Below are 26,930 nucleotides of genomic sequence, written 5' to 3' on the forward strand. Positions count from 1 at the left end.
CTGCTCGATCACTTGAGGTCCCCCTCGTCGTCTGCCGGGGCGTGGGCCGGCTCGTTGCCGCTGGACTGCTGGTGGGCCTGGTCGCTGCCCGAGTGCTGTTTGAGGCCCTCCCAGAAGGCGCCGATGAAGTGCCCCGGCGGGAGCCCTTCGTCCTTCTTCGGCTCGGGTTCCGGGTCCGCGGCCACCGGGAAGCCGTTGCGGGCGCGTTCGGCGGCCAGGCGGGCCTCGCGCTCGGCGTCCTCCCGCTCCCACACCGCCTGTTCGGCCAGGCGCTGGCTGAGCGGCATCTTGACCCGGCTGCGGCGCTGCGGGAGTCCGCCCGCCGTCCACTCGGTCACTTCGGGAACGTCGTCCTCCAGCAGGACCGAGTCCGGGATACGGGGGCTGGTGGGGCGGCGCTTCTTGGGTGTGCGCTCGGGTCCGGGGAGGGCGTCCGGGCCCGGGTGGGGGATCGACGTCGCGCCGATACCGTGGGCGAGTCCGACTCCGGGCTCGGTGGTCATCATCTTGCTGGGGACGATGAGGATGGCCCGGACGCCGCCGTACGCGGAGGCCCGCAGCGACACGTCCATGCCGAACTGCGTGCACAGCCTGCCCACCACGGACAGGCCGAGGCGCGGGTGGTGCGCGAGGTCCTGGACGTCGGTGCCGCGCTTGGCGTGCTCCAGCAGCCCTTCGATGCGGGCGCGGGACTCCTCGCTGAGGCTGACGCCGGCGTCCTCGATCTCGATGCAGACGCCGCTCTGCACCTCGGTCGCGGTGACGTGCACCTTCGCCCCCGGGGGCGAGTAGCGGGTGGCGTTGTCGAGGAGCTCCGCCGCGGCGTGGATGACCGGCTCGACCGCGGTGCCCTTGATGTTGACCTTGGCGATGGAGGCCAGGTTGATCCGGCGGTACTGCAGGATCCGGGACATGGCGCCGCGCAGCACGCTGTAGAGGGCCACCGGCTTGGGCCACTGGCGTCCGGGCCGGCCGCCGCCGATGACGGAGACCGAGTCGGCGAGGCGGCCGATCAGGGCGGTGCCGTGGTCGATGCGCAGGAGGTCGTCGAAGACCTCCGGGTTGCGCCCGTGGTCCTCCTCCATCTCGCGGAGTTCCTTGTTCTGCTGGTGGACGATCGCCTGGACGCGGCGGGCGATGTCGACGAAGGAACGCTCGGCGGATTCGCGCATGGAGTCCTGGTGATCGACGATGTCGCAGATCATCCGGATCATTTTGCGCTGCGGCTCACCGAGTTCCACGTAGGACGGGTCCACCTCGCCGAGGCGGCGCATCACCTCTTCGGGCGTGCTCCCGTTTCGCATGAAGTCCAGGATGTCGGGCAGGACTTCGCCGCCGAGACGGACCATCTCCTCGTGGTGGCTCGCGGCCCGGCGTTCCAGATACGCGCTGTGACGGGCGTGCTCGGCACGCATGACCCGTAGCGCACGGCCACGGCGTGCCGTTTCGGCCGCCGCGGCGATCACCAGCAGTGTGGCGAGGGCACCGCACAGGCCGACGGCGAGCCGGGCCGGTTCCGCCACCACGGCGACGGCGGCTCCGGTGGCCGCGGCCATCAGTATGGCCGGCAGCAACAGGGTTCGCGCGAAGGGAAGTTCACGGCGACCTGGAGGGGAATCAACACTCACCATGTAGGCCTCTGAAAAACGAATCGGCTGGGATGGGGAAGCTTGCAGCGGGGTATCTCTGGGAGTTGTCGGGATCTTCGGCGCATTGGGAACAAGCGCGCGATTACACCTCAACTCGGTGCGCTGCGGGCGAGCTTAGTCCGAGGGGATCATCGCCGTGTCATATTCAGCAAGCACCTGAAACGGACACCGGGACTGGAGTAATCTCGGATCCATTTGCACGCTCGGGAATCATTCGAACACTCGCCGTAATGCCATGCGGGTGTACGAATATCACTCACCGTGATGAGTGAAAGAGGCCCCGGAGGGTCTGTGGAACGCGCGGAGGCCCGGCGGGCATGCCGCCGGGCCTTTGGGAGTATGCGGTGGCTAGCCCACCGACGAGTAGGCGACGACCCCGCGCAGCAGTTCGTCCACCGCCTTGCGCGCGTTCTTCGGGACCGTCGAGCCCGCGGCGGGCGCGGCGGCCGAGATCTGGCCGAGGACGTCGATGACCTGCTTGCACCAGCGGACGAAGTCACCGGCGGGCAGCTCCACCTCGCGCAGCACCTCGTCGAGGCCCTTGCCGGACGCCCACATGTACGCGGCCCAGGCGAAGCCGAGGTCGGGTTCGCGCTGGCCGACGCCCTCCGTCTGGCTGATCCGGAAGTCCTCCTCCAGGGCGTCGAGCCGGCCCCAGATGCGGACCGTCTCGCCGAGCGCGGCCTTGGCCTTGCCGGAGGGCAGCTTCGGTGCCATCGCGTCGTCGGCCGCCCGGGACTCGTAGACCAGCGCGGACACGCAGGCGGCGAGCTCGGCCGGGGAGAGCCCCTCCCAGACGCCCTCGCGCAGGCACTCGCTGGCGAGCAGGTCCAGCTCGCCGTAGAGCCGGGCGAGACGCTTGCCGTGCTCGGTGACCTCGTCGCCGCGCAGGTAGTCCATCTCCGTCAGCAGCGCGACGATCCGGTCGAAGGTACGGGCGATGGTGTTCGTACGGCCCTCGATCCGGCGCTCCAGTTGCGAGGTGTCGCGCAGCAGCCGGTGGTAGCGCTCGGCCCAGCGGGCGTGGTCCTCGCGGTCGTCGCAGCCGTGGCAGGGGTGGGCGCGGATGTCCTTGCGCAGCCGCGCGATCTCCCGGTCGTCGGCGGCCTGGGAGCGCTTCTTACGGGCCCGCTCCGGCGGGATGTGCCCGGCCTTGGTGCGCAGCGCGGAGGCGAGGTCGCGTCGGGACTGGGGCGAGCGCGGGTTGAAGGACTTCGGGATCCTCATCCGCTCCAGCGCCTCGACCGGCACCGGGAAGTCCATCGACGCCAGCCGCTTGACCTGCCGCTCGGCGGTCAGCACCAGCGGGCGGGGCCCGTCGTGGTGCTCGAAGCCGCGGTGGCCGTTGGACCGCCCGGCGGGCAGGCCCGGGTCCAGCACCAGGGCGAGGCCCGCGTACTTGCCCGTCGGCACGTGGATGACGTCGCCGGGCTTCAGCTTCTCCAGCGCCACGGCGGCCTCGGCACGCCGCTGGTTGGCGCCCTGGCGGGCCAGCTCGGTCTCGCGGTCCTTCAGCTCGCGGCGCAGTCGCGCGTACTCCTCGAAGTCGCCGAGGTGGCAGGTCATGGAGGCCTTGTAGCCCTCCAGTCCCTCCTCGTTGCGCTGCACCTGCCGGGAGATCCCGACGACCGACTTGTCCGCCTGGAACTGCGCGAAGGAGGTCTCCAGCAGCTCTCGCGAACGGTGCCGGCCGAACTGCTCGACCAGGTTGACCGCCATGTTGTACGACGGCTTGAAGCTGGAGCGCAGCGGGTACGTGCGCGTGCCGGCCAGCCCCGCGAGGTGCTCGGGGTTCATGGCGCGCTGCCACAGCACGACGGCGTGGCCCTCGACGTCGATGCCGCGCCGGCCGGCCCGGCCGGTGAGCTGCGTGTACTCGCCGGGAGTGATGTCGGCGTGCTGCTCGCCGTTCCACTTGACGAGCTTCTCCAGGACCACCGAGCGGGCGGGCATGTTGATGCCGAGGGCGAGGGTCTCGGTCGCGAAGACGGCCTTGACCAGTCCGCGGACGAAGAGCTCCTCGACGACCTCCTTGAACGTCGGCAGCATGCCCGCGTGGTGGGCGGCGATGCCTCGCTCCAGGCCCTCCAGCCACTCGTAGTACCCCAGGACGTGCAGGTCCTCGGTGGGAATGGAGGCCGTGCGCTCCTCCACGAGGGCGCGTACCCGGTCCCGCGCGTCCTCGTCGTTGAGCCGCAGCCCGGCGTGCAGGCACTGCTGGACGGCGGCCTCGCAGGCGGCGCGGCTGAAGATGAAGGTGATCGCGGGCAGCAGCCCCTCGGCGTCGAGCCGCTCGATGACCTCGGGCCGGCCCGGCGTCCACATGCGGGAGCGCTGTCTGCGCTCCCGCTCCCGGTCGGCCTCCTTCATGGCCCGGCCGCGCCTGCGGTCCTGGTAGGAGGGGCGGCTCGCCTCCATGCGCGCCATGCGCGTGAGGTCGGGGTTGACGGCCCTCTTACGGCCCTCGCCCTCCTCGAACAGGTCGTACATCCGGCGCCCGGCCAGCACGTGCTGGAACAGCGGCACCGGCCGGTGCTCGGAGACGATCACCTCGGTGTGGCCGCGGACGGTGTCGAGCCAGTCGCCGAACTCCTCCGCGTTCGACACGGTCGCCGACAGTGACACCAGGGTCACGGATTCGGGGAGGTGGATGATCACTTCCTCCCAGACGGCGCCGCGGAAGCGGTCGGAGAGGTAGTGCACCTCGTCCATGACCACGTACCCGAGGCCGAGGAGGGTCTGGGAACCGGCGTACAGCATGTTCCGCAGGACCTCGGTGGTCATCACGACCACCGGGGCGTCGGAGTTCACGCTGTTGTCCCCGGTGAGCAGGCCCACCTTGTCCGCCCCGTAGCGACGGCACAGGTCGGCGTACTTCTGGTTCGACAGCGCCTTGATGGGCGTCGTGTAGAAGCACTTCTTGCCCTGCTGGAGGGCGAGGTGGACGGCGAACTCGCCGACGATCGTCTTGCCGGAACCGGTGGGCGCGGCCACCAGCACACCCTTGCCCGCCTCGAGCGCCTGGCAGGCCTCGATCTGGAAGGGGTCGAGGCCGAAGTCGTACATCTCGCGGAAGGAGGCGAGCGCGGTGGCCTGCTCGACAGCGCGCTGACGGGCTGCCGCGTACCGCTCGGCCGGTGAGAGATCCTCTGTCATCGTGCTTTCGAGCGTACCGGGCCGCACTGACAACAGGACGATCATTATCGGGATCGGTCCCGGGACGGAGAGCGTGAGGCGTTCCGTGGGGCGGCGACGCGCGCCGTCACCGCCCCGGTGTGCCTCAGGTCACGTCGTCGTAGCCGTTGACCCGGTCCCTCGTGGTCTGCTCGGGCAGGGCACGGGCGGTCGTCACGGGTTCGACCTCGTCGATGCTTTCGGGCGTGAGGTCCAGCTCGGACGCCTCATCGTCGTCGGGCTCCAGATCCTCGCGGCGGGCCCTGCGGCGGTCGTTCAGCAGGGAGACGGTGACCGCGGCGAAGTACAGGACCCAGATCGGTCCGGCCAGCATGACCATCGTCAGGGGGTCGGTGCTCGGCGTGGCGATGGCCGCGAACAGCGTGATGCCCATGATCATGGCGCGCCACCAGCCGAGCATCCGCTTGCCGGTCAGCACTCCGGTGAAGTTGAGCATGACCAGCAGCAGGGGCAGCTCGAAGGAGAGACCGAAGACGATCACCATGCGGGTGACGAGGTCGAGCAGCTCGTCCAGCGGCAGCAGGTTGTCGACGTTGCTCGGCGTGAACTCGATCAGCACCTTCGCCGAGGTGGGCAGCACCGCGTAGGCGAAGTAGGCACCGACGAGGAACAGCGGCGCGCCGGTGGCGACGAACGCGTAGGCGTACTTCTTCTCACTCTTGTGCAGGCCCGGGGCGACGAACGCCCACAGCTGGTACAGCCAGACCGGGGAGGCCAGCACGATGCCCGCCGTCAGGGACACCTTCAGAGCCAGGGTGAAGGGGCCGAGCAGACCGTTGAGGGTGATCTGCGCGCACGGTTCCGAGCCGGTCTCCGACTGAGCCAGCTCCGCGAACGACTTCTCACAGCCGATCGACTCGAGGATCGGCTCGGTGAGGACGTTGATGATCTCCTCGTAGAAGAAGGCGGCGACGACGGTGACGGCGACGATGGCCAGCAGCGCCTTCGCGAGCCGGTTGCGGAGCTCACGAAGGTGCTCCGCGAGGGGCATCCGCCCCTCGGGATCCTTCTCCTTGTTGCGGGCAGGCTTAAGCAACCCACGTTCCCATCTCGTGCGGCGGGCCGGAGGTCACCGGCCCTGCGTCAGCGCTTGGTCGTGTCCGTCGGCTCGGAGACCGGCCGGGAGCTGGTCACATCGCCGGGGGCGGCCTTGATGGTGCGCTGCGCCGCGGCCTGCTCGGGGGTGTTGGGCGGGTCGGCGGGAGCGGCGTCGTCCGACTTGCTCTCGCTCTTCATCGCCTTGGCCTCGCTCTTGAGGATGCGCGCCGACTTGCCGAGCGACCGCGCCATGTCCGGAAGCTTCTTCGCGCCGAACAGCAGGATGATGACGACGAGGATGAGAATGATCTCGGGGGCTCCGAGCCTTCCGAACATAAGTCTTTACCTTCTCACCGAGGCGGCTGGGTGGGGGTGCTGTCCGACCGGCCGGACATGCGTCCGATCGATCGTCTTGTGCAGCGATCGTAACGCTCAGGGGTAAACGTGAGGCAATCCCTGTGCGTACTCCCGTCCGCGACCGGGCCTCGTTTTTCCGGGTCGCGACCAGCAGCGTACCGTCAGGGGCCCGTGGGGTGACAGGGCGAAGTGCCCCAAAACGCGACTCACACGCGTCCATGGGGTCACGCACGTGGGTCCGCGGCGGTGTTCAGGCCTTCACAGCGTGTCCACGGCGCGCGCGGCGCTCTCAGTCGCGCGCTCCAGCTCCTCCGCCGCCAGGCTGATCCGGTGGGCCGAGTCCGTCACCTGCCGGCCCAGGCGCCGCGCCTCCACGAACACCTTCACGGCGAACACCGCGAGAACGGCGAGACCCAGGAAACCCACGGCAACCGCGAACATCGGCCAGAACATGACGCCGAGCCTAGACCGTCCCGCGGACTGGTCATAAACGCGGTGCCGGGACGCGGAAGCCGGGGACGCCGGGGCCGGGGACGCCGGTCCTACACGGTGGAGTGCAGCCGCAGGGTCCTGACCCCGCCGCCCGTGAGCAGCTCCACGACCCGCTCCCCCGCCGGCTTGCGGACGGCGGACCCGCACTCGGGGCAGGTGAACGAGTAGAAGGTGGTACGGCTCGTGGCGCCGATGGCGAGGCGCAGGGCGCTCGCGGCGAGCTCGAAGCTGCCCCGGCAGTCCGGGCAGCCCGCCTTGAACACGACCGGGGACACACGTCGCATGCCGGCGAACGCGGACGCCGCCGTCATACCCGGCGCCCCTGGCCCCGCGGGCTCGCTCACAGTCCTCGCTCCTGCCTGTCGGGCTGTCCCTCGCCCGGCCCCCGGCGCGCGCCGCCCGCCTCGATCCCGTCGTACGCCGCCAGCGCCTCGCGGGCCGCCTGCCGGGCGCTGCCGGCGAGCTCGGGCGGGGAGACGATCCGGCCGTCACGTCCGAGCCGCAGCGCCAGCCGCCGCAGGGACGCCGGGTCGGGGGTACGCAGAGCGATGCGCAGACCGCCGTCGGGAAGCTCGTCCGCGCTGTCGTGCGGGTAGTACTCGGCGACCCAGCGCCCGCCGGGGCCGACCTCCACCACGACCTCGGGGTCCTCGGCGGCGGGCTGCACCAGCCCCTCCGACAGGTCCCGCAACTCCACCTCCGGCGGAGCGGAGGGCTCGTCCATGATGCGGATCTCCGCGACCCGGTCGAGCCGGAAGGTGCGCCGGGCCTCCGAGCGGCGGCACCAGGCCTCCACGTACGTGTGCCCGACGCTGACGAGCCGGATGGGGTCGATCTCGCGCTCGGTGACCTCGTCGCGGGCCGGTGAGTAGTAGCGGATCCAGAGCCGGCGGCGCTCCGAGATCGCCCGGTCGACGTCGGCGAAGACGCCGCCCTCGGACTCGAAGGTGACGGACAGGCGCGAGCTGGCGCCCGCGGCCTCGCCGGCCGAGGTCTCCACCTTGGCGGTCGCCCGCAGCAGCGCCTGCCGGTCGCTCTCCCGCAGGCCGGGCAGAGTCGCCACGGCCCGGGCGGCGACGAGCAGCGCGGTGGCCTCGTCGGCGGCCAGCCGCAGCGGCTCGGCGGCGTCCGCGCCGAGGGCGGCGGGGTTGTGCCACCAGATGCGCTCGCCGTCGGTGTCGATGTCGAGCAGATCGCCGCCGCGGAAGCTGGTGCCGCACATGGGCAGCACGTCGAGGTCGGAGACCAGCTCGTCCTCGGTGATGCCGAAGGCGCGCGCCACGTCCTCGACCCGGGCACCCGGGCGCTCCCGCAGATACGTCACCAGGGACAGCATCCGTCGGGTCTGGTCGATGGCGTTCACGGGCCTGACCGGTTTGCCTGCCACAGTGTTGTCCGCTCCCCCTCAGCCCTTGGCCACGGCACGCAGCCGGTCCACCACGTCCGCACGCAACTCCGCGGGCTCCAGCACCACCACGTCCGGCCCGAACTCGACCAGCCAGGCGTCCAGGCCGTGCCCGTACGGAATCTCCAACTCGTCCCAGCCGTCGCCCAGTTCCCGCACCCCGGTCGCCTTCGCCCGAAGGGGGTACCCCGCGCCCGTACGCAGCCGGATCAGCGCGGAGCGGTCGGCGGTCTCCCCCGCCCAGCTCGCGACCGTCTCACGGACGGTGACGACGTCGGGCACGGGGGCGGTGAACCGTGCCCCGCGCGAGCGCACCTTGCCCGTGATCCGGGACAGTCTGAAGACCCGCTCGGCGCCACGGTCGCGGTCGTAGCCGGCCAGGTACCAGTGGCCGCGCCAGCATTCCAGCGCCCACGGCTCCACGTGCCGGGGCTCGGGCTGGGCGGCGTTGGCCTTGCGGTACTCGAAGAGGACCGGCCTGCGGTCGCGGCAGGCCAGCATCAGCGGCTCGAAGGCGGCCTCGTGCACCGGGATGCGCGGCTCCAGCGCGCTGTGCGCCTCGTACGGGTCGACGTCCTCGGGCAGCCCGGCCGCGCGCAGCTTCTGCAGCGCGCCGCTCGCGGCACCGGCCAGCCGGGCCTGCTGCCACACCTTGGCGGCGAGCCCGAGCGCGGCGGCCTCCTCGGCGTCCAGGGTGATGGGCGGCAGGCGGTTGCTGTCACGGCGCGCCAGGTAGCCGATCTCGCCGTCGAGGCTCTCGACGGTCTCGATGACAAGCCCGAGTTCCCGCAGGTCGTCCTTGTCCCGCTCGAACATGCGGTTGAACGAGTCGTCGGATCCCGCTTCGAGGTAGGCCTCGATGGACTCGCGCAGCTCACGCTTGCTGAGGGGCCGCCGTGTCCCGAGCAGACACAGCGCCAGGTTCATCAGCCGCTCGGCCTTGGCAATGGCCATCGACGCCCTTCTCCCTATGGTGCTTACGACGGATGACCGTACCGCCCCGCGGTGGCCCGGCAAAAGCCGAGGGCCCATGCCCGGACAGGCATGGACCCCGGATGACCGGCTCTGATCGCTGTCCGCTCGGACTTCGATCAGACTCCGAGCAGGTCGACCACGAAGATCAGCGTCTCGCCGGGCTGGATCGCCGGGGTCGGGCTCTGGTTGCCGTAGGCGAGGTGGGCCGGGACGGTCAGCTGACGTCGGCCGCCGACCTTCATGCCCTGCACACCCCGGTCCCAGCCCGCGATGACACGGCCGCCACCGAGCGGGAAGCGGAACGGCGCACCCCGGTTCCAGCTGGCGTCGAACTCCTCGCCCGTGCTGAACGCCACGCCCACGTAGTGGACGGTCACGGTCTGACCGGCCTGCGCGACCGGGCCGTCGCCCTCCCAGATGTCCTTGATCTCGAGGTCCGCCGGGGGCTCGCCCCCCGGGAAGTCGACCTCGGGCTTGTCGATGCTCACGTGTTCAGCTCCTGCTTGTCTGCGGAAAGGCAACGGCCCAAGTCTGACATCTTCGAGACGTCACATCTTCGCCAGGATGTCGACGGAGAAGACCAGCGTGGAGTCCTTCTCGATACCGCTGCCCTCCGGCGGGCTGTCGCCGTAACCCAGCTCCGGCGGGATCACGACCAGGACGCGGCTGCCGACCTTCTTGCCGGTCAGCCCCTGCGACCAGCCCTTGACGACCTGCTGGAGCGAGAACGACGTCAGCTGCTTCCTGCCGTACGTGGAGTCGAACTCCTTGCCGCCGTCCCAGACCACGCCCTTGTACTGCACGAGCACGGTCTCCTGGGCGCCGACCTCGGCGCCGTCACCCTCGAGGACGTACTCCGCGACGAGCTTCTTCGGCGCGTCGGTCTTCGGCATCTCGATGGAGGGCGCCTTGCCGTCGGTGTTGGTACCGACCTTGGGCAGAGCGGCGTCGTCCTGGGGGACTTCCTTGCCCTTGGCCGAGCTCTTGGCGTTGAAGGCGTCCTGCACGTCGACCACGAACACCAGCGTGTCGGAGCCCTTGATGCCCGCCTGCTCGTTGCCCTGCTCGCCGTACCCCAAGGTGGGCGGCACGGAGAACTGGACGCGGCTGCCGGTCTTCTTGCCGGTCAGCGCGTACCGCCAGCCGTCGATGAGGCCGGCCTCCTTGGAGAGCTGGACGATCAGCGGGGTCTTGCGGTCGTAGGAGTTGTCGAAGACCTTCGCGCTCTCCCAGATCTGGCCCAGGTAGTTCGCCGACACGAAGTCGTTCTCCGCGACGGCCTTGCCGCCGCCGGCGACGACCGTCTTCACCGCGAGGTCCTTGGAGGGCTCGCCACTGCCCTTGGCGACCGTCGGCTTCTCGCCGAACTTCGTCCCCGCCGTGATCGCCGGCAGCGGACCGTCGACGATCTTCGGCGGCGACGCCGACGTGTCCGACGCCCCGGGCGTCGCGCTGTCGCCGGCATTGCTCGAGCCGGAGTCTTCCTCACCACATGCGGCGAGTGTGACCAGTCCGGCGGGGACGGCGATGAGGAGTGAGCGTCGGCGCACGGTGGGGGCCTCGTATCGATATCGGTCGATGCTGCTGGATGAGCTGCTTGGAGAGCTGCTGGATGAGCTGTTCGACGGTGCTTGATGAAGTGCGCGCAACTCTACGGCGTGAGAAGGGCACCGTACGGCTAACGTACGGTGCCCGTGTGGCGTTCCGATTTTCGTACGGAACTCGTGTCTCACCCCGTCCTGATCACATCCCGGCGATCAGCTTCTCCACCCGGTCGTCCACCGAACGGAACGGGTCCTTGCACAACACGGTGCGCTGCGCCTGGTCGTTGAGCTTGAGATGGACCCAGTCGACGGTGAAGTCCCGGCGCTGCTCCTGAGCCCGTCGGATGAAGTCGCCGCGCAGCCGGGCCCGAGTGGTCTGCGGCGGAACGGACTTGCCCTCGAAGATCTTCAGGTCGTTCGCGACCCGGGCGGCCTGGCCCTTCTTCTCGAGCAGGTAGTACAGGCCACGACGGCGGTGGATGTCGTGGTAGGCGAGGTCTATCTGCGCGACCCGCGGGTTCGACATGGTCATGTTGTGCTTGGCCCGGTACCGTTCCAGGAGCTTGTACTTCATGACCCAGTCGATCTCGGTGTCGATGCGGTCGAGGTCCTCGGCCTCGATCGCGTCCAGCGTGCGGCCCCACAGCTCCAGCACGCGCTCGACGGTGCCGGTGCGGATACCTCGGCGCTCGCAGAAGTCCACCGCCTTCTCGTAGTACTCCCGCTGCACCTCCAGCGCGGACGCCTCCCGGCCGCTGGCCAGGCGCACCTTCCGGCGGCCGGTGATGTCGTGACTCACCTCACGGATCGCCCGGATCGGGTTCTCCAGGGTGAGGTCGCGCATCACCGTGCCCGCCTCGATCATGCGCAGCACCAGGTCGGTGGCGCCGACCTTGAGCAGCATGGTCGTCTCGGACATGTTCGAGTCGCCCACGATGACGTGCAGGCGCCGGTAGCGCTCGGCGTCCGCGTGCGGCTCGTCGCGCGTGTTGATGATGGGCCGGGAGCGGGTGGTCGCCGAGGAGACGCCCTCCCAGATGTGCTCGGCCCGCTGGCTGACGCAGTACACGGCACCGCGCGGCGTCTGCAGCACCTTGCCGGCACCGCACAGCAACTGCCTCGTCACCAGGAACGGAATGAGGATGTCCGCGAGCCGCGAGAACTCCCCGTGCCGGGCCACGAGATAATTCTCGTGGCAGCCGTAGGAGTTGCCGGCGGAGTCGGTGTTGTTCTTGAAGAGGTAGACGTCGCCCGCGATTCCCTCCTCGTGCAGGCGTCGTTCGGCGTCCACCAGGAGTCCTTCGAGGATGCGCTCGCCCGCCTTGTCGTGGGTGACGAGTTCGATCACGTTGTCACATTCGGGTGTGGCGTATTCCGGATGCGATCCCACGTCGAGATAGAGGCGGGCGCCGTTGCGCAGAAAGACATTGCTGCTGCGGCCCCATGACACGACACGGCGGAAGAGGTACCGCGCCACCTCGTCAGGCGACAGGCGGCGCTGTCCCCTGAACGTGCACGTGACGCCGTACTCGTTCTCCAGCCCGAAAATGCGGCGGTCCATGACTGAACATTACGCCTGATGACCCGAACTGAAACGGGGTTCGACGGCACGGTTTGGATCATTTTCCGATGAAGCCGCAACCACCGCCTGCCGGGCGGGAGCTGCGAGGACCCGTCCGGTGCACGCCAGGACGAGCAGGGACACCACCCCGGCCGCCCCGGGCAGGGCGAACCCCCACAGCGCCCCGCCGTGCTCCACGACGGGCCCCGCGAGGCCCGTACCCACCGAGGCACCCACCGTGAACGTCGTCACCAGCCACGAGAACGCCTCCGTCACCGTCCCCCGCGGCGCGTGCACGTCGACCAGGACGAACGCGCAGGCGATGCACGGCGCCAGGAAGACACCCGCGAGCACCGTGAGCAGCACCATGGCGACCACGCCCGGCATCAGCGTCAACGGCAGATAACACACCGCCAGAAAGGCCACCAGCACCCGCAGTCGCCGCGCCGGCTCACCGGTCCACCGCCGGGCCCCGTACACGGCTCCCCCGATCAGCGCACCCAGCCCCAGGGCCGCCATCAGCCAGCCGTACACGGCGTCCCCACCGTGCTCGTCGGCGTACGGCACGGACGCGACGGTGATCGACCCGAGCGCCATCCCGATGAACAGGAAGGCACCCAGCAGCGCCAGCAGCCCGGACGAACGCAGCGCGCCCAGCCAGTGCGCCTCGCGCGGCGCCGACCGCCACGCGCGCGAGGGAGGCGACACCACCACGGACAGCGCCCCCAGCACACCCACCGCGTTCAGCACCAGCAGCGCCACCAGCGGCGACCACAGCGACACGCACACCGTCACGAGCAGCGGCCCGACGGTGAACATGACCTCCTGCGCGACGGCGTCCATGGCATACGCCGCGTGCACCTGGTCCTCCTTGCGCAGCACACTCGGCCACAGCGCCCGCAGCCCGCCCTCCAGCGGGGGCGTGAACAGACCCGCGGCCCCCACCGCCGCGTACGCGAGCGCGACCGTCCCCGTCCCGGCGAAGGCGAACACGGCCATGGCCAGCGCCGACACCACGGCGGCCGGCAACTGCACACGAGGCTGCCCGTACAGGTCCACCAGCCGCCCGAGCACCGGCTGCCCCACGGCGTTGGCGACCCCGTACACGGCGGCCAGCGCCCCCGCGAGGCTGTACGAACCGCCCTCCGCCCGCACGAACAGCACGATCGCGATCGCCGCGGTGGCGTTGGGCAACCGCCCCACGAGCGTGCCGACGAGCAGCCGCACGGCATGCCGCGCGCGAAGAATGTCCAGGTAACCGGCGACCACGACCCACCCCTTCCTCTGAACCGACCAACGAGGTTTTACGTATAACCTTCCGCGCCATACGTACCATGTCGCCTGTTCACGAGTCCAGACGAAAGCGCAGGCGAACGGTGGCACGAGGCAGCACCCGCCCCACGAGCCGAGACGTCGCCCAGGCCGCCGGCGTCTCCCAGGCCGCGGTCTCCCTGGTCCTCGGCGACAAATGGCGCGGCCGGGTCTCGGAACCCACCGCTCAACGGGTCCGCGAAGCCGCGCACGAACTCGGCTACCGCCCCAACCTCGCCGCCCGCAACCTCCGCCTCGGCCGCACCCGCACAGTGCTCCTCGTCGTACCCGCCCTCACCACCGAGTTCTTCGCGGAGGTCTACACGGGCGCCGCACGCATCGCCGCCGAACACGGCTTCGGAGTGGTCCTCTACCCCTCCCCCGAAGGCGTCGGCCCCGCTCGCGACCCCTTCGCCTCCGCCCAGGCCGCCCTGGACGGCGTCATCGCCTCCTCCATGGCCGCCGACGCGCTCAGCGCGATCAGAGGCGACCAGCTCCCCCTCGTCATGCTGGACAGCGACCCGAACGGCAGCCTCGGCGCCGCGACCGTCAACCTGGACATCGCCGACGGCATCCGCCAGGTCGCGGAGCACCTCCTGACCCTGGGCCACCGCCGCTTCCTCCACCTCGCGGCGGACGTCCCCTCCTGGACCTTCGAAGTACGCGCCCGCGAACTGGCCGCACGGCTCACCGAGACCTCCGGCACCAGCCTGCGCACGGCTCGCGCCCCCATCTCCATCGAGGGCGCCCTGGCCGCCACGCACGCCGCGCTCGCGGCTCCCGGGCCCCGGCCCACGGCTCTCGTGTGCGACGACGACAAACTGGCGGCCGGCGCCTACAAGGCGGCCAGGCGAGCCGGGCTCCGCGTCCCCGACGACCTCTCGGTCACCGGCCTGGACGACCTCGGCCTCGCCACGGCCATCGACCCCGAGCTGACGACCGTACGCCTCGACGCGGAACTCTTCGGCGAACACGGCATGCGCGCCCTGCTGGCGGTCATGGAGGGCCAGACCCCGGAGGCGGGAGACATCCCGGTGAACCTGGTGGTACGAGGCTCCACGGCACCGCCACCACAAGACTGAACGGCGCCGGGGCACATGGCACCCGGCGCCGCTCGAAGGCCTCCGCTCGGCGGCCGCCCCCTACTCCTCGCCCTTGCCCCCGCCCTCGTCCTCGTCCGGCAGGGACAGGTCCTCGGCATCGGCTCCCGCACCCGCGCCCGACTCCAGCAGCCGCGACAGCTGACCTCCGACGATCCGCTTGAACTTCCGCTTCTGCGGACGCGTACGGTCCAGCACCGCGACCTCCAGCCGCTCCGCCGGAATCTCCCGCTCACTGCCGTTCGTGTCACGGGACAGCGCCTGCACCGCCAGCTTCAGCGCCTCGGCCAGCGTCATACCGTCCCGGTGCCGCTGGTCCAGGTACCCGCTGATCTGCTCCGCGTTGCCACCGACCGCGACCGAGCCGTGCTCGTCCACGATCGAGCCGTCGTGCGGCAGCCGGTAGATCTGGTCACCGTCGGCACTGTCGCCGACCTCGGCCACGACCAGCTCCACCTCGTACGGCTTCTCGGCCTGGCTGGAGAAGATCGTGCCCAGCGTCTGCGCGTAGACGTTGGCCAGACCACGGGCCGTCACATCGTCCCGGTCGTACGTGTAACCGCGCAGGTCCGCGTAGCGAACCCCGCCGATCCGCAGATTCTCGTACTCGTTGTACTTACCGGCGGCCGCGAAACCGATCCGGTCATAGATCTCGCTGAACTTGTGCAGCGCACGGGACGGGTTCTCGCCGACGAACACGATGCCGTCGGCGAACTGCAGCACGACCAGACTGCGGCCACGGGCGATGCCCTTGCGGGCGTACTCCGCCCGGTCGGCCATGGCCTGCTGGGGTGAGACATAGAACGGCGTCGACACCGGTTATCCATCCCTTTCTGGAGATGTCACTGGACCACCTGACAACACGAACACACCCCGCTAAAGCAGCGCGGCCCGCGGACCCTCGGGCTGCTCCAGCCGCCGCTCCAGCACCGCGCGGGCGAGCTCCGCACCCTCGTCCTCGCTCAGCCGGCGGACACCGTCCTCGGTGATCACAGTGATGATCGGGTAGATCCGGCGGGCGACATCGGGACCACCGGTCGCCGAGTCGTCGTCTGCCGCGTCGTACAACGCCTGCACCACGAGCGTCGTGGCCTGCTCCTCGGTCAGGTCCTCACGGAAGAGCTTCTTCATCGCACCACGGGCGAAGATCGACCCCGACCCGGTGGTCGCGTAGTTCCGCTCCTCGGACCGCCCACCCGTCACGTCGTACGAGAAGATTCGGCCCCTGCCCCGGTCCACGTCATAACCGGCGAACAGCGGCACCACGGCCAACCCCTGCATCGCCATGCCCAGATTCGACCGGATCATCGTGGACAGGCGGTTCGCCTTGCCCTCCAGGGACAGCTGCGCGCCCTCGACCTTCTCGAAGTGCTCCAGCTCAAGCTGGAACAGCTTCACCATCTCCACGGCCAGACCCGCCGTACCGGCGATACCCACCGCCGAGTACTCGTCCGCCGGGAAGACCTTCTCGATGTCCCGCTGGGCGATCATGTTGCCCATGGTGGCCCGCCGGTCACCGGCGAGGACGACACCACCGGGGAACGTCACCGCCACGATCGTCGTACCGTGCGGTGCCTCGACGACGCCCTGCACCGGCGGCAGCTGCCGGTTGCCCGGGAGCATGTCCGGCTGGTGCTCACCGATGAAGTCCATGAACGAAGAGGACCCGGGCGTCAGGAAGGCAGCTGGTAGACGCCCGGTGCTACGAGTGTTGGCTTCCACGAAGTTCCCTCCAGGTAGGCAGCAGCCCGACGAACAGCGTCGGGATCGTCTCCCAACTTGCCGATGGCCGAATTACAGTTGAAGCACAGTACGCCACGGACCTTACCCGTCTTGTGGCTGTGATCCACGTGTACGGCCGGAGCCTTCAGACAGATCACGCAGAGGCCCTTTTGAGAGGCGATCATGGCATCACGCTCGACCTCGGTGAGGCCATAGTGACGTTTCAGGTGCCCGGCTCGTCCCTGGGCCGCTTTACAAGGCTTGCAGAGCGTCGCCAGACCGTCGGAAGCCGTGCGGTTCCGTGTCCACTCGCTGTGTGGTTTGATCTCGCCGCACGTCCGGCAGAGCTTGTGGCCCTCCGGCACATCCACTCTCGGTCGAACGGGACGCCCCTTGGCCACCTGGCGCTGCTGGTGATAGGTCGCGGCACACTTTCGGCAGTAGGCCTGCAGCCCGTCCCGCATCGCCTTGTTCCGTGCAAACGCTGCCCGCGGCTTGTGCTCCTTGCACCGCGAACAGCGCTTAGCAGCTTCTTCGATCGACAAGCGAACCCCCGCTGTAACCTTCATTTCGAAGGCTACTCGCCGCCCTTCTGAACGAACGAGCGAACGAAATCCTCTGCGTTCTCCTCGAGGACATCGTCAATCTCGTCCAGGACGGAGTCCACGTCGTCGTTCAGCTTCTCCTGGCGTTCCTTGAGGTCCTCGGAAGCCTGCGCGTCCTGCGCCTGCTCCTCGACCTCCTCGGTGGAACGTGTGGCCTTCTGCTGGCCGCCGCCGGTGTCCTTGGTCGCCATAACCCTCACCCCGCTCGGTTCGCCCGACACAGTTGCTCGGTCAAGATCAGACCCTACAAGCCGGGTCCGACATCGGCCCCGCGTTTCTCCAACGAACGGGGGCCATCTCGATGGTTCCCGGACGGGGTGGGTTTCCACCCTGTCCGGCGGTCTCGTCCGTGTACCCGCTCGGCCCGCCTACCCGCCGGCCAGGACCTTGACCAGGTCTTCCGCGGTGCGGCAGCGGTCCAGGAGCTCCTTGACGTGATTACGCGTTCCGCGAAGCGGTTCCAGGGTTGGGACCCGTTGCAGTGAGTCCCGGCCGGGCAGATCGAAGATCACCGAGTCCCAGGAGGCCGCCGCGACGTCGTCCGCGTACTGCTCCAGGCAGCGCCCGCGGAAGTACGCGCGGGTGTCCTCCGGCGGCTTGGTACGGGCTCGCTCGATCTCCGTCTCGTCCAGGAGCCGCTTGATGCGGCCCCGGTCCACCAGTCGGTTGTACAGGCCCTTGTCGGGCCGTACGTCGGCGTACTGGAGGTCCACGAGGTGCAGTCGGGCGGCGTCCCAGTCCAGGTCGTCGCGGCGGCGGTAGCCCTCCATGAGTTCCCGCTTGGCGACCCAGTCCAGCTCGCCGGCCAGGGTCATCGGGTCGTTCTCGAGCCGGTTGAGGGTGTCCTCCCAGCGGCCCAGGACGTCCTTGGTCTGGTCGTCGGCGTCCGCGCCGTACCGTTCCTCCACGTATTTGCGGGCCAGCTCGTAGTACTCCATCTGGAGCTGTACCGCGGTGAGGGTGCGCCCGCTGCGGAGCGTGATCAGGCGCTTGAGCGAGGGGTCGTGCGAGACCTGGTGCAGGGTGCGGACCGGCTGGTCGACGGCCAGGTCGACCGCGATGAAGCCGTCCTCGATCATCGAGAGCACCAGGGCCGTCGTGCCCAGCTTCAGGTAGGTCGAGATCTCGGACAGGTTGGCGTCGCCGATGATGACGTGCAGTCGCCGGTACTTCTCGGCGTCCGCGTGCGGTTCGTCGCGCGTGTTGATGATGGGCCGCTTGAGTGTCGTCTCCAGGCCGACCTCGACCTCGAAGTAGTCGGCGCGCTGGCTGAGCTGGAAGCCGTGTTCGTGGCCGTCCTGGCCGATGCCGACGCGGCCGGCGCCGGTGAAGACCTGGCGGGAGACGAAGAAGGGTGTCAGGTGGCGCACGATGTCCGAGAAGGCGGTCTCCCGCTTCATCAGGTAGTTCTCGTGCGTGCCGTAGGAGGCGCCCTTGTTGTCGGTGTTGTTCTTGTAGAGGTGGATGGGCTGGGCGCCGGGCAGCTGGGCGGCCCGTTCGGCGGCCTCGGCCATGATGCGTTCGCCGGCCTTGTCCCACAGGACGGCGTCGCGGGGGTTGGTGACCTCTGGAGCGCTGTATTCGGGGTGGGCGTGGTCGACGTAGAGCCGTGCTCCGTTGGTGAGGATCACGTTGGCGAGGCCGATGTCCTCGTCGGTGAGCTGGCTGGAGTCGGCGGCCTCACGGGCGAGGTCGAAGCCTCGCGCGTCCCGGAGCGGGTTCTCCTCCTCGAAGTCCCAGCGGGCCCGGCGGGCCCGGTGCATCGCCGCCGCGTAGGCGTTGACGATCTGGGACGAGGTGAGCATGGCATTGGCGTTCGGGTGGCCGGGGACGGAGATTCCGTACTCCGTCTCGATGCCCATTACTCGCCGTACGGTCATGCGGCCCTCCTTGCCCGGCGGCGCCCGTGGTGGGCGCCGCTCAAGTACCGCTGGCGCTCCGATGCGTGTGCGGTGCCCGTCCCCGCACTGCGCGACTCGGCGGTATGGAAGAGCCTAGAACGCCTTTGCGCTGGTGGGGAGATCATTTGCGGCATTGCCTTGCTCCAGTCGGGGCTCCGGAAAACAGTCGGCTGCGGGTACCCGTTGTGGGCACCCGCAGCCGCCCCGCCTTTTACAGGTATTGACCGGTGTTCGCCACCGTGTCGATGGAGCGTCCGGTGTCGGCGCCCTGCTTTCCGGTGACGAGCGTACGGATGTACACGATCCGCTCGCCCTTCTTTCCGGAGATGCGGGCCCAGTCATCCGGGTTGGTGGTGTTGGGCAGGTCCTCGTTCTCCTTGAACTCGTCCACGCATGCCTGGAGGAGGTGGGAGACGCGGAGGCCCTTCTGGTTGGCTTCCAGGAAGTCCTTGATCGCCATTTTCTTGGCGCGGCCCACGATGTTCTCGATCATGGCGCCGGAATTGAAGTCCTTGAAGTAGAGGACTTCCTTGTCGCCGTTTGCGTAGGTGACCTCGAGGAAGCGGTTCTCCTCGGATTCGGCGTACATCTGTTCCACCGCGGTCTGGATCATGCTCTGGACGGTGGCTGCCCGGTCCTTCTCGTGCTCGGTGAGGTCGTCCGCGTGGAGCGGGAGGCGCTCGGTGAGGTACTTGCCGAAGATGTCCTTGGCCGCTTCGGCGTCCGGACGCTCGATCTTGATCTTCACGTCGAGTCGGCCGGGCCGCAGGATGGCGGGGTCGATCATGTCCTCGCGGTTGGAGGCGCCGATCACGACCACGTTCTGCAGGCCCTCCACGCCGTCGATCTCGGCGAGCAGCTGGGGGACGATGGTGTTCTCCACGTCCGAGCTGACGCCGGAGCCGCGGGTGCGGAAGAGGGATTCCATCTCGTCGAAGAAGACGATGACGGGGGTGCCCTCGCTGGCCTTCTCGCGGGCCCGCTGGAAGACCAGGCGGATCTGCCGCTCGGTCTCGCCGACGTACTTGTTGAGCAGCTCGGGGCCCTTGATGTTGAGGAAGAAGCTCTTGCCGGCGGCCTGGCCGGTCACTTCGGCGACCTTCTTGGCCAGTGAGTTGGCGACGGCCTTGGCGATGAGCGTCTTGCCGCATCCGGGAGGCCCGTAGAGCAGGACGCCCTTGGGCGGACGCAGCTCGTGCTCCCGGAAGAGGTCGGGGTAGAGATAGGGGAGCTCGACAGCGTCTCGGATGGCTTCGATCTGTCCGCCGAGGCCACCGATCTGCTCGTAGCCGATGTCGGGGACCTCTTCGAGGACGAGTTCTTCGACCTCGCTCTTGGGGACGACCTCGTAGACGTAGCCGGAGCGGGATTCGAGCAGGAGGGCGTCGCCGGGCCGGATGTTGATGCCGCGCAGCGGCTCCGCGAGCCGGACCACGCGCTCTTCGTCGGTGTGGCCGAGCACGAGGGCTCGCTCGCCGTCCTCGAGGATCTCCTTGAGGGTGACGATGTCGCCGACGCTCTCGTACTCCATGGCCTCGACCACGTTGAGTGCTTCGTTGAGCATCACTTCCTGGCCGCGTCGGAGCTCGTCGAGCTCGACGCTCGGGCTGACGTTCACCCGGAGTTTGCGGCCGCCGGTGAAGATGTCGGCGGTGCCGTCCTCGTTGGCCTGCAGGAAGACGCCGAAGCCTGCCGGTGGCTGGGCCAGCCGGTCGACCTCTTCCTTGAGGGCCACGATCTGGTCGCGGGCCTCGCGGAGTGTGCCGGCGAGTCGTTCGTTCTGGGCGGACACGCCGGCCAGGTTGGTCTGCAGCTCGACAATCCGCTCTTCGAGAATTCTCGTGTGCCGCGGAGATTCGGCGAGCTTGCGTCGCAGGACGGCGATCTCCTGCTCAAGGTAGGCCATCTGCCCGGCCGGGTCCTCGGACCCGCGTCCCGGGCGGATGCCGCGGTTCATGTCGTCGTCGTGGGCTGCCACGGTCCTCACCTCCTCCATGGGGAGCTGGACGCTTCCAGACCCTACCTGGGTGGGTGTCGATTGAAACCCCTAGATCACAAAGACTGTCGGGGTGTGTCCGATCTTCACCCTTGCGCTCTCCCTCACGCCAGGGGAATACCCACGGAACGTGAGTGGAACCCAGCCGGAGGTAGGGTCGAAGCGTTCAACACCCGTCAGAGCTGGCCGGATTCCCGAACGGCTCGGCGTAGGAAACGGCAGGAGAGATGACTGTGCAGCAGGAGGCCGGAGTCGACGGCGAGGCACTGGAGGTCTGGATCGATCAGGACCTGTGTACCGGCGACGGCATCTGTGCCCAGTACGCGCCGGAGGTGTTCGAGCTGGACATCGACGGTCTGGCCTACGTGAAGGGCGCGGACGACGAGCTGCTGCAGGCTGCGGGAGCGACAACGCCCGTGCCGCTGCCGCTTCTCGCGGACGTGGTCGACTCCGCGAAGGAGTGTCCGGGCGAGTGCATCCACGTACGTCGTGTTTCGGACAGGACCGAGGTCTACGGCCCGGACACAGAGTGACCAAAATGTGACTTGGCCCGCACGCTCCGTGACCGTCGTCCGGTGTGTCACATCGGGTGCGGCGGGCCGTGGGTCACACGGTGCGTGCTTGGGACGGCGTGTCGCGGACGAACGCGCCGTTCTCCCACTGCCACTTCACGTCGTCCGTGACGTCGGGGCAGCAACTGGGCACGTCGGCCGACGAGTAGCCGAGCAGCGTGGCGTGGACGGCGCCGTCGCGCACCGCGAAGTCGGTGACCGTCCGGCGGTCCCGGGGGTTCACGAGGGTGGCGACGACGCGGGGCTTGCCGCCTTCGGCGTCCCGGGTGATGACGTAGACCCCGTCGGGCGGTGTGCCCATGGGGGCGTCGCAGTGCACGACGGCCACTGTCTCGGGCCGGCCGTCTCCGTCGAGGTCTCCGGAGGCCTTCTTGTGCACCAGCGCCTCGACGGGACCGCACTCCAGGGGGAAGACGACGGCCGCGGGATCGGGCGGCGCGAGGTGCGCGGGGGCGTTCTTCGGTTCGGGGGCGGCGGTCTGCGCCGCCGTGGCGGCGTCGGGTTGCAGGACCGAGGACAGGGCCACGACCGCGGCGAGGGCCGTGGCGGTGGCGACCCAGTGGATCGGGCGGGCGTGCGTGTGTGACAGGTCCGGAACGGCGGGGTGCTGCACGAGGAGTGTCTCCTGTGAGGGCTGTGCCGGCGGGGGGGGGTGGCCAGCATCGTGCCACACGTCACAGTGCGGGGGAACGGCGGGGTGGGTGCCGGGCCGGACTGCGCCGCCGCGCGCGGGGTCGCCGGTCGCCGGTCGCCGGTCGCCGGTCGCCGGTCGCCGGTCGCCGGTCGCCGGTCGCCGGTCGCCGGGTCAACGCGAAAGCGCCGTGGTGGAATTCCCGGTCAGTCTCGGGAAGTCCACCACGGCGCCTGTACGTTGATCGCGGCACGGGCCGCCTCAGCGGCCGGAGCCTCCACCGGCGTTGGGGCCGTCGTAGTCCTCGCCGTAGGCGCCCTTGGACGGGCGGCGGCGGCGCATGGGCGGCTCGACGCCGTCCGCGAGGCGGCGGGCGGTCAGCAGGAAGCCGGTGTGGCCGATCATCCGGTGGTCCGGGCGGACGGCCAGGCCCTCGACGTGCCAGTTGCGGATCATCGACTCCCAGGAGGTCGGCTCGTTGAAGCAGCCGATCTCGCGGATGGACTCGACCGTGCGGGCGAGCTGGGTGGTCGTCGCGACGTAGCAGCACAGGATGCCGCCGGGCACGAGCGCCTTGGAGACGGCCTCCAGGCACTCCCAGGGGGCGAGCATGTCGAGGACGACGCGGTCGACGTCGGCATCGGACAGGTTGTCCTGGAGGTCGCCGACGGTGAGCTCCCAGGCGGGGTGCGGGCCGCCGAAGTAGCGCTCCACGTTCTGCCGGGCGATGTCGGCGAAGTCCTCGCGGCGCTCGTAGGAGTGCAGCATGCCCTGGTCGCCGATGGCGCGCAGCAGGAAGCTGCTGAGGGAGCCGGAGCCCACGCCGGCTTCCACGACGCGCGCGCCGGGGAAGATGTCGGCGAAGGCGAGGATCTGCCCCGCGTCCTTCGGGTAGACGACGGCTGCCCCGCGGGGCATGGACAGGACGTAGTCGGGGAGCAGGGGGCGCAGCGCGAGGTAGGCGACGTTCCCGGTGGTGCGGACAACGCTGCCCTCGGGAGCACCGATCAGTTCGTCGTGGGGGAAGGAACCCTTGTGGGTGTGGAAGTTCTTCCCGGCCTCGAGCGTGAACGTGTAGTGGCGGCCCTTGGGGTCGGTCAGCTGAACCTGGTCCCCGACCTTGAAGGGCCCGCGCCTGCGGGCGGCACCGGTCGGTTCGGACATGTGACCAGCCTACCGGTCCCCGGCGGGGCCGCCGACCACCGCTTCGGCGGAACGGTGCTCAGGAGGGGCGGGCCATGGCCTTGACGAAGGCGCGCTCGACGTCGGCGGCGGAGAGGACACCGTAGATCTCGCCGGTCTCCTCGACGACCAGGTACTCGGTCGCCGGGTCGGCGCGCAGGGCGTCCAGGAGTTCCTCGCCGGACAGTTCGGCGGACAGGCGCATGCCCTCGGTGAGGTCCTGGGCGAGGGTGCTGACCGGTACCCAGGGGCGGCGGTGTTCGGGTACGCCGACGATGGCGGCCTCGCGGACCAGCGAGACGGGCCTGCCGTCGGCGTCGACGACGACCAGGGCGCGGGCCCCGGAGGCGTTGGCGCGGCGCAGGGCTTCGGAGAGCGGGGTGTCGGCCGGGACGGGGACGGCGCGCCTGGTGAGGGCGCGGGCGCGCAGCTCCGGGAGGTGTTCGCGCAGGCGGGCCATGCGCAGGCTGTTTCCGGCGCCGGTCCAGATGATCGCGGCGAGGATCGCGGCGAGCAGGGCGTCCAGGATGGTGTCCATGCCGACGTCGTCCGCGGCGCCGGAACCGAGGGACTGGGTGAGCAGTGGCAGGCCGATCAGGACGGCGATGGCGAGGGCCCGGCCGACCCAGGCGGCGGCGATCGTGCCGTGCATGGGCTTGCCGGTGATCTTCCAGACGACGGCGCGGAGCATCCGGCCGCCGTCCAGGGGGAGGCCGGGCAGCAGGTTGAAGGCGGCCACGAGGAGGTTGGAGATCATGAGGCCGGCCAGCAGGACGCCGGGGACGCCGTCGGGGTCGACGGGCAGCAGGGCGGCGTAGAAGACGCCGGCGAGGACGAGGGAGAGCAGGGGGCCGACGAAGGCCAGTACGAACTCGCGGCCGGGGGTCTCGGCCTCCTTCTCGATCTCGGAGACGCCGCCGAAGAACTGGAGCTGGATGCGGCGGACCGGGAGCTTGAAGCGGAGGGCGGCGACGGTGTGGGCCAGTTCGTGGACGAGGACGGAGGCGTAGAAGGCGACCGCGAAGAAGAGGGAGACCAGGTAGCGTGCGGCGCCCAGCTCGGGCAGGACGCGGTCCAGCTGGCCGCCGAACACCCAGGTGATCAGGGCGGCGACCAGGAACCAGCTGGGCGCGACGTAGACGGGTACACCGAAGGGCCGGCCCATCAGGAGTCCGCCCCCGGGCTCCGGCCGACGCTGTGGTGGCCGCCCCGGGCCGGGTCCGGCGCTCTCGTGGGCATCGGTGCGGGGGCTGTCGGCGTGGGGGCCGCGGCCGTCCGGGCCGGACCGGGCAGGCGCGTGGGCGGAACGGTCGCCTCGGGCGTGGGGGGAGTCCGGCCGGCGGGCTTCGGTGCCGGCGCTGCCGGCGGCCGGGTCCGTCGACGGGCGGAGGGTGCCGCCACCGTCGGAGCCCGGCGGCTCGGGAGCGGCCCCCTCGCGGCCGTGCGTCTGCGCGCCCGGCGTCTCGGGGTCCGCGTCCCGCGTGGATGTCTCGCGGCCCGGCTCACTCGTGGACGTCTCGCGGCCCGGTGTTCCAGGGGGCTGGGGCAGTGGGCGGTCCTCGGCGGTCTCCGGCGCCCTTCGGGGCTGCTCCTCGGGGGCCTCGCCCGTCGTCCGGGGCCGGTCCGCGGGTCGTTTCCCGGGTGGACCGGAATCCGCGGGTTCCGGCTGGGTGGCGTCGGCGGCCTGGGCCTGAGGCCCTGCCTGGGGCTCGGCCGACTCGTCGTTACCGGACCGCGGCTGCCCGCTCCCGCCGCTCACGTCCACGGTGTCCCCTCGTTCGAAGCGTCTCCCGCGCCTGGCGGGCGGGAGGGTCTCGTGTCGATGGTATGCGTCCGTCGCGAACCGTTCCGCCCCGGCACCCCTGTGCTTCCCTTCCGTCGCAAGGGTCACGGCCGCGGGCTGGGGCGTTGTCAGTGGCGGGCCGTAAGGTCTGTGGGCATGGAGACGAGCATCGAGGATGTCGCGGAGGACGCCGGCGGATCCGCCGCGTCGGCGGCGACGGTGGCGGACGACGCGGACGCGGCGCCGGCCGCGGCGGCCACCACCACGGCCTCCGCGCCCGCATCCGTGCCCATGGCCGTACCCGTGGCCGTGGCCAAGGCGCCCGCCTCACTGTCGCCCTCCCGGGCCGGCGACTTCATGCAGTGTCCGCTGTTGTACCGGTTCCGGGTCATCGACCGCCTGCCGGAGAAGCCGAGCGAGGCGGCGACGAGGGGCACCCTGGTGCACGCGGTGCTGGAGCGGCTCTTCGACGCCCCGGCGGCCGAGCGCACCGCGCCGCGGGCCAGGTCGCTGGTTCCGGGTCAGTGGGACCGGCTGCGGGAGAGCAGGCCGGAGGTCGGTGAGCTGTTCGCCGACGACCCGGAGGGCGAGCGGCTGGCGCAGTGGCTCGGCGAGGCGGAGCGGCTGGTCGAGCGCTGGTTCACCCTGGAGGACCCGAGCCGGCTGGAGCCCGCCGAGCGGGAGCTGTTCGTGGAGGCGGAGCTGGACTCCGGGCTGCGGCTGCGCGGCATCATCGACCGGGTCGACGTGGCGCCCACCGGCGAGGTGCGGATCGTCGACTACAAGACGGGCAAGGCGCCCCGGCCGCAGTACGCCGAGGGCGCGCTGTTCCAGATGAAGTTCTACGCGCTGGTGGTGTGGCGGCTGAAGAAGGTCGTGCCGCGGCGGCTGCAGCTCGTCTATCTCGGCAGCGGTGACGTGCTCACGTACGACCCGGTCGTCGACGACCTGGAGCGGGTCGAGCGCAAGCTGCTGGCGCTGTGGGAGGCCATCCGGCTGGCGACGGAGACGGGTGACTGGCGGCCGCGTCCCACCAAGCTGTGCGGGTGGTGCGACCACCAGGCGCACTGCCCGGAGTTCGGCGGAACTCCCCCTCCCTATCCGCTGCCGGTGAGGGTGGCCGACTCCGGCCGCGTGGAGCAGGGCAGAATGGGAGCGGACTAGCGAAGGAGACTTACGTGGCCATCCGCGTCCTACTGGTCGACGACCAGCCGTTGCTGCGCACCGGCTTCCGGATGATTCTGGAGGCGGAGCAGGACATCGCTGTCGTCGGCGAGGCCGGAGACGGCCTCCAAGCACTCGACCAGGTGCGGGCGCTGCAGCCCGATGTGGTGCTGATGGACATCCGCATGCCGCGGATGGACGGTGTGGAGGCGACCCGGCAGATCACCGGGCCCGAGCGGGACGGTCCGGCGAAGGTGCTGGTGCTGACCACCTTCGACCTCGACGAGTACGTGGTGGAGGCGTTGAAGGCGGGGGCCAGCGGGTTCCTGCTGAAGGATGCCCCGGCCAACGAACTGGTGCAGGCCATCCGCGTGGTGGCGAGCGGTGAGGCGATGCTCGCGCCGAGTATCACCCGGCGGCTGCTCGACAAGTACGCCACGCATCTGCCGTCCGGCGACGAGCCGGTGCCGGACACCCTGCACACTCTGACGGACCGTGAGGTGGAGGTGCTGAAGCTGGTGGCCCGCGGCCTGTCCAACGCGGAGATCGCGGCCGATCTCTTCGTCAGCGAGACCACTGTCAAGACGCATGTGGGGCATGTGCTGACCAAGCTGGGCCTGCGCGACCGGGTGCAGGCCGCGGTGTACGCCTACGAGAGCGGCCTGGTCCGCCCCGGCGCGCAGTAGGCCGCGCGGGTGCGGGCGCGAGCACCGGCACCCGCACCCCCGCACCCCCGCACCCCCGCAC

The 26,930-nt window shown here is 70.0% G+C and carries 25 protein-coding genes; 4 read left to right on the top strand and 21 right to left on the bottom strand.

The window, feature by feature from the left end; genetic code table 11:
- Positions 1-8 precede the first annotated feature (8 nt).
- The 12 genes from QC283_RS31465 to QC283_RS31520 form a co-directional block, all read right to left on the bottom strand.
- Positions 9-1,631 (bottom strand): sensor histidine kinase, encoded by a 1,623-nt coding sequence (locus QC283_RS31465; protein ID WP_279565130.1) that lies wholly within the window; start codon positions 1,629-1,631, stop codon positions 9-11.
- 366 nt (positions 1,632-1,997) lie between these two features.
- On the bottom strand, positions 1,998-4,850 hold the full coding sequence (locus tag QC283_RS31470; protein WP_279565131.1) for a DEAD/DEAH box helicase: 2,853 nt from the start codon (positions 4,848-4,850) through the stop codon (positions 1,998-2,000).
- 79 nt (positions 4,851-4,929) lie between these two features.
- On the bottom strand, positions 4,930-5,880 hold the full coding sequence (gene tatC, locus QC283_RS31475) for a twin-arginine translocase subunit TatC (protein ID WP_279565132.1): 951 nt from the start codon (positions 5,878-5,880) through the stop codon (positions 4,930-4,932).
- Positions 5,881-5,927: 47 nt separating this feature from the next.
- Positions 5,928-6,218, bottom strand: a complete 291-nt coding sequence (gene tatA / locus QC283_RS31480) for a Sec-independent protein translocase subunit TatA (protein WP_279565133.1) — start codon at positions 6,216-6,218, stop codon at positions 5,928-5,930.
- Positions 6,219-6,497: 279 nt separating this feature from the next.
- Positions 6,498-6,692, bottom strand: coding sequence for a hypothetical protein (locus QC283_RS31485; RefSeq protein WP_279565134.1), 195 nt, complete (start codon positions 6,690-6,692; stop codon positions 6,498-6,500).
- A gap of 89 nt (positions 6,693-6,781) precedes the next feature.
- On the bottom strand, positions 6,782-7,042 hold the full coding sequence (locus tag QC283_RS31490; RefSeq protein ID WP_279565163.1) for a hypothetical protein: 261 nt from the start codon (positions 7,040-7,042) through the stop codon (positions 6,782-6,784).
- 29 nt (positions 7,043-7,071) lie between these two features.
- On the bottom strand, positions 7,072-8,118 hold the full coding sequence (locus QC283_RS31495; RefSeq protein ID WP_279565135.1) for a helix-turn-helix transcriptional regulator: 1,047 nt from the start codon (positions 8,116-8,118) through the stop codon (positions 7,072-7,074).
- An 18-nt stretch (positions 8,119-8,136) separates the two neighbouring features.
- Positions 8,137-9,090: a helix-turn-helix transcriptional regulator gene (locus QC283_RS31500; protein WP_279565136.1), complete on the bottom strand. Its 954-nt coding sequence runs from the start codon at positions 9,088-9,090 to the stop codon at positions 8,137-8,139.
- A gap of 137 nt (positions 9,091-9,227) precedes the next feature.
- Complete coding sequence (locus tag QC283_RS31505) at positions 9,228-9,599, bottom strand: FKBP-type peptidyl-prolyl cis-trans isomerase (RefSeq protein ID WP_279565137.1); 372 nt, start codon at positions 9,597-9,599, stop codon at positions 9,228-9,230.
- Positions 9,600-9,659: 60 nt separating this feature from the next.
- Positions 9,660-10,661, bottom strand: a complete 1,002-nt coding sequence (locus QC283_RS31510; protein ID WP_279565138.1) for an FKBP-type peptidyl-prolyl cis-trans isomerase — start codon at positions 10,659-10,661, stop codon at positions 9,660-9,662.
- 193 nt (positions 10,662-10,854) lie between these two features.
- The gene (pafA, locus tag QC283_RS31515) at positions 10,855-12,216 is read right to left on the bottom strand and encodes a Pup--protein ligase (protein ID WP_279565139.1); all 1,362 of its coding nucleotides are present in this window, start codon (positions 12,214-12,216) and stop codon (positions 10,855-10,857) included.
- Positions 12,217-12,225: 9 nt separating this feature from the next.
- Positions 12,226-13,485, bottom strand: a complete 1,260-nt coding sequence (locus QC283_RS31520; protein WP_279565140.1) for an MFS transporter — start codon at positions 13,483-13,485, stop codon at positions 12,226-12,228.
- 107 nt (positions 13,486-13,592) lie between these two features.
- On the opposite strand from QC283_RS31520, the gene QC283_RS31525 reads away from it, so the two are divergent.
- On the top strand, positions 13,593-14,609 hold the full coding sequence (locus QC283_RS31525; protein ID WP_279565141.1) for a LacI family DNA-binding transcriptional regulator: 1,017 nt from the start codon (positions 13,593-13,595) through the stop codon (positions 14,607-14,609).
- 60 nt (positions 14,610-14,669) lie between these two features.
- Here the strand turns inward: QC283_RS31525 and prcA are convergent, their stop codons facing one another.
- The 6 genes from prcA to arc form a co-directional block, all read right to left on the bottom strand.
- On the bottom strand, positions 14,670-15,443 hold the full coding sequence (gene prcA / locus QC283_RS31530; protein ID WP_279565142.1) for a proteasome subunit alpha: 774 nt from the start codon (positions 15,441-15,443) through the stop codon (positions 14,670-14,672).
- Positions 15,444-15,503: 60 nt separating this feature from the next.
- The gene (prcB, locus tag QC283_RS31535) at positions 15,504-16,349 is read right to left on the bottom strand and encodes a proteasome subunit beta (RefSeq protein WP_279565143.1); all 846 of its coding nucleotides are present in this window, start codon (positions 16,347-16,349) and stop codon (positions 15,504-15,506) included.
- Complete coding sequence (locus QC283_RS31540; protein ID WP_279565144.1) at positions 16,301-16,894, bottom strand: endonuclease VII domain-containing protein; 594 nt, start codon at positions 16,892-16,894, stop codon at positions 16,301-16,303. Before QC283_RS31540 ends, prcB begins: the two co-directional genes overlap by 49 nt.
- Positions 16,895-16,926: 32 nt before the next feature.
- Complete coding sequence (locus QC283_RS31545; protein ID WP_043374843.1) at positions 16,927-17,145, bottom strand: ubiquitin-like protein Pup; 219 nt, start codon at positions 17,143-17,145, stop codon at positions 16,927-16,929.
- 177 nt (positions 17,146-17,322) lie between these two features.
- Positions 17,323-18,834 (bottom strand): depupylase/deamidase Dop, encoded by a 1,512-nt coding sequence (gene dop, locus QC283_RS31550; RefSeq protein ID WP_383528001.1) that lies wholly within the window; start codon positions 18,832-18,834, stop codon positions 17,323-17,325.
- 232 nt (positions 18,835-19,066) lie between these two features.
- The gene (arc, locus tag QC283_RS31555) at positions 19,067-20,833 is read right to left on the bottom strand and encodes a proteasome ATPase (RefSeq protein WP_279565145.1); all 1,767 of its coding nucleotides are present in this window, start codon (positions 20,831-20,833) and stop codon (positions 19,067-19,069) included.
- Positions 20,834-21,078: 245 nt separating this feature from the next.
- Here arc and QC283_RS31560 point away from each other — a divergent pair, with 245 nt between their 5' ends.
- Positions 21,079-21,384 carry a ferredoxin gene (locus tag QC283_RS31560; RefSeq protein ID WP_279565146.1) on the top strand — a complete coding sequence of 102 codons (306 nt, stop codon included), beginning with the start codon at positions 21,079-21,081 and terminating at the stop codon, positions 21,382-21,384.
- A 73-nt stretch (positions 21,385-21,457) separates the two neighbouring features.
- On the opposite strand, the gene QC283_RS31565 is transcribed toward QC283_RS31560, so the two are convergent.
- The 3 genes from QC283_RS31565 to QC283_RS31575 all read right to left on the bottom strand — a co-directional run bounded on the left by QC283_RS31565 (position 21,458) and on the right by QC283_RS31575 (position 25,001).
- A complete protein-coding gene (locus QC283_RS31565) occupies positions 21,458-22,036 on the bottom strand; it encodes a hypothetical protein (RefSeq protein ID WP_279565147.1) in 579 nt (192 codons plus the stop codon).
- Positions 22,037-22,315: 279 nt separating this feature from the next.
- On the bottom strand, positions 22,316-23,218 hold the full coding sequence (locus QC283_RS31570) for a tRNA (adenine-N1)-methyltransferase (RefSeq protein ID WP_279565148.1): 903 nt from the start codon (positions 23,216-23,218) through the stop codon (positions 22,316-22,318).
- Between the two features lie 58 nt (positions 23,219-23,276).
- Positions 23,277-25,001, bottom strand: coding sequence for a site-2 protease family protein (locus QC283_RS31575; RefSeq protein ID WP_279565149.1), 1,725 nt, complete (start codon positions 24,999-25,001; stop codon positions 23,277-23,279).
- Positions 25,002-25,175: 174 nt separating this feature from the next.
- Between QC283_RS31575 and QC283_RS31580 the strand changes: the two genes are divergently transcribed.
- Both QC283_RS31580 and QC283_RS31585 read left to right on the top strand, forming a co-directional pair.
- A complete protein-coding gene (locus QC283_RS31580; RefSeq protein WP_279565150.1) occupies positions 25,176-26,183 on the top strand; it encodes a RecB family exonuclease in 1,008 nt (335 codons plus the stop codon).
- 14 nt (positions 26,184-26,197) lie between these two features.
- Positions 26,198-26,869 carry a response regulator transcription factor gene (locus tag QC283_RS31585; protein WP_279565151.1) on the top strand — a complete coding sequence of 224 codons (672 nt, stop codon included), beginning with the start codon at positions 26,198-26,200 and terminating at the stop codon, positions 26,867-26,869.
- Positions 26,870-26,930 lie beyond the last annotated feature (61 nt).

This window comes from Streptomyces sp. DH41 (genome assembly GCF_029813785.1).
In the GTDB taxonomy this organism is placed as follows: domain Bacteria; phylum Actinomycetota; class Actinomycetes; order Streptomycetales; family Streptomycetaceae; genus Streptomyces.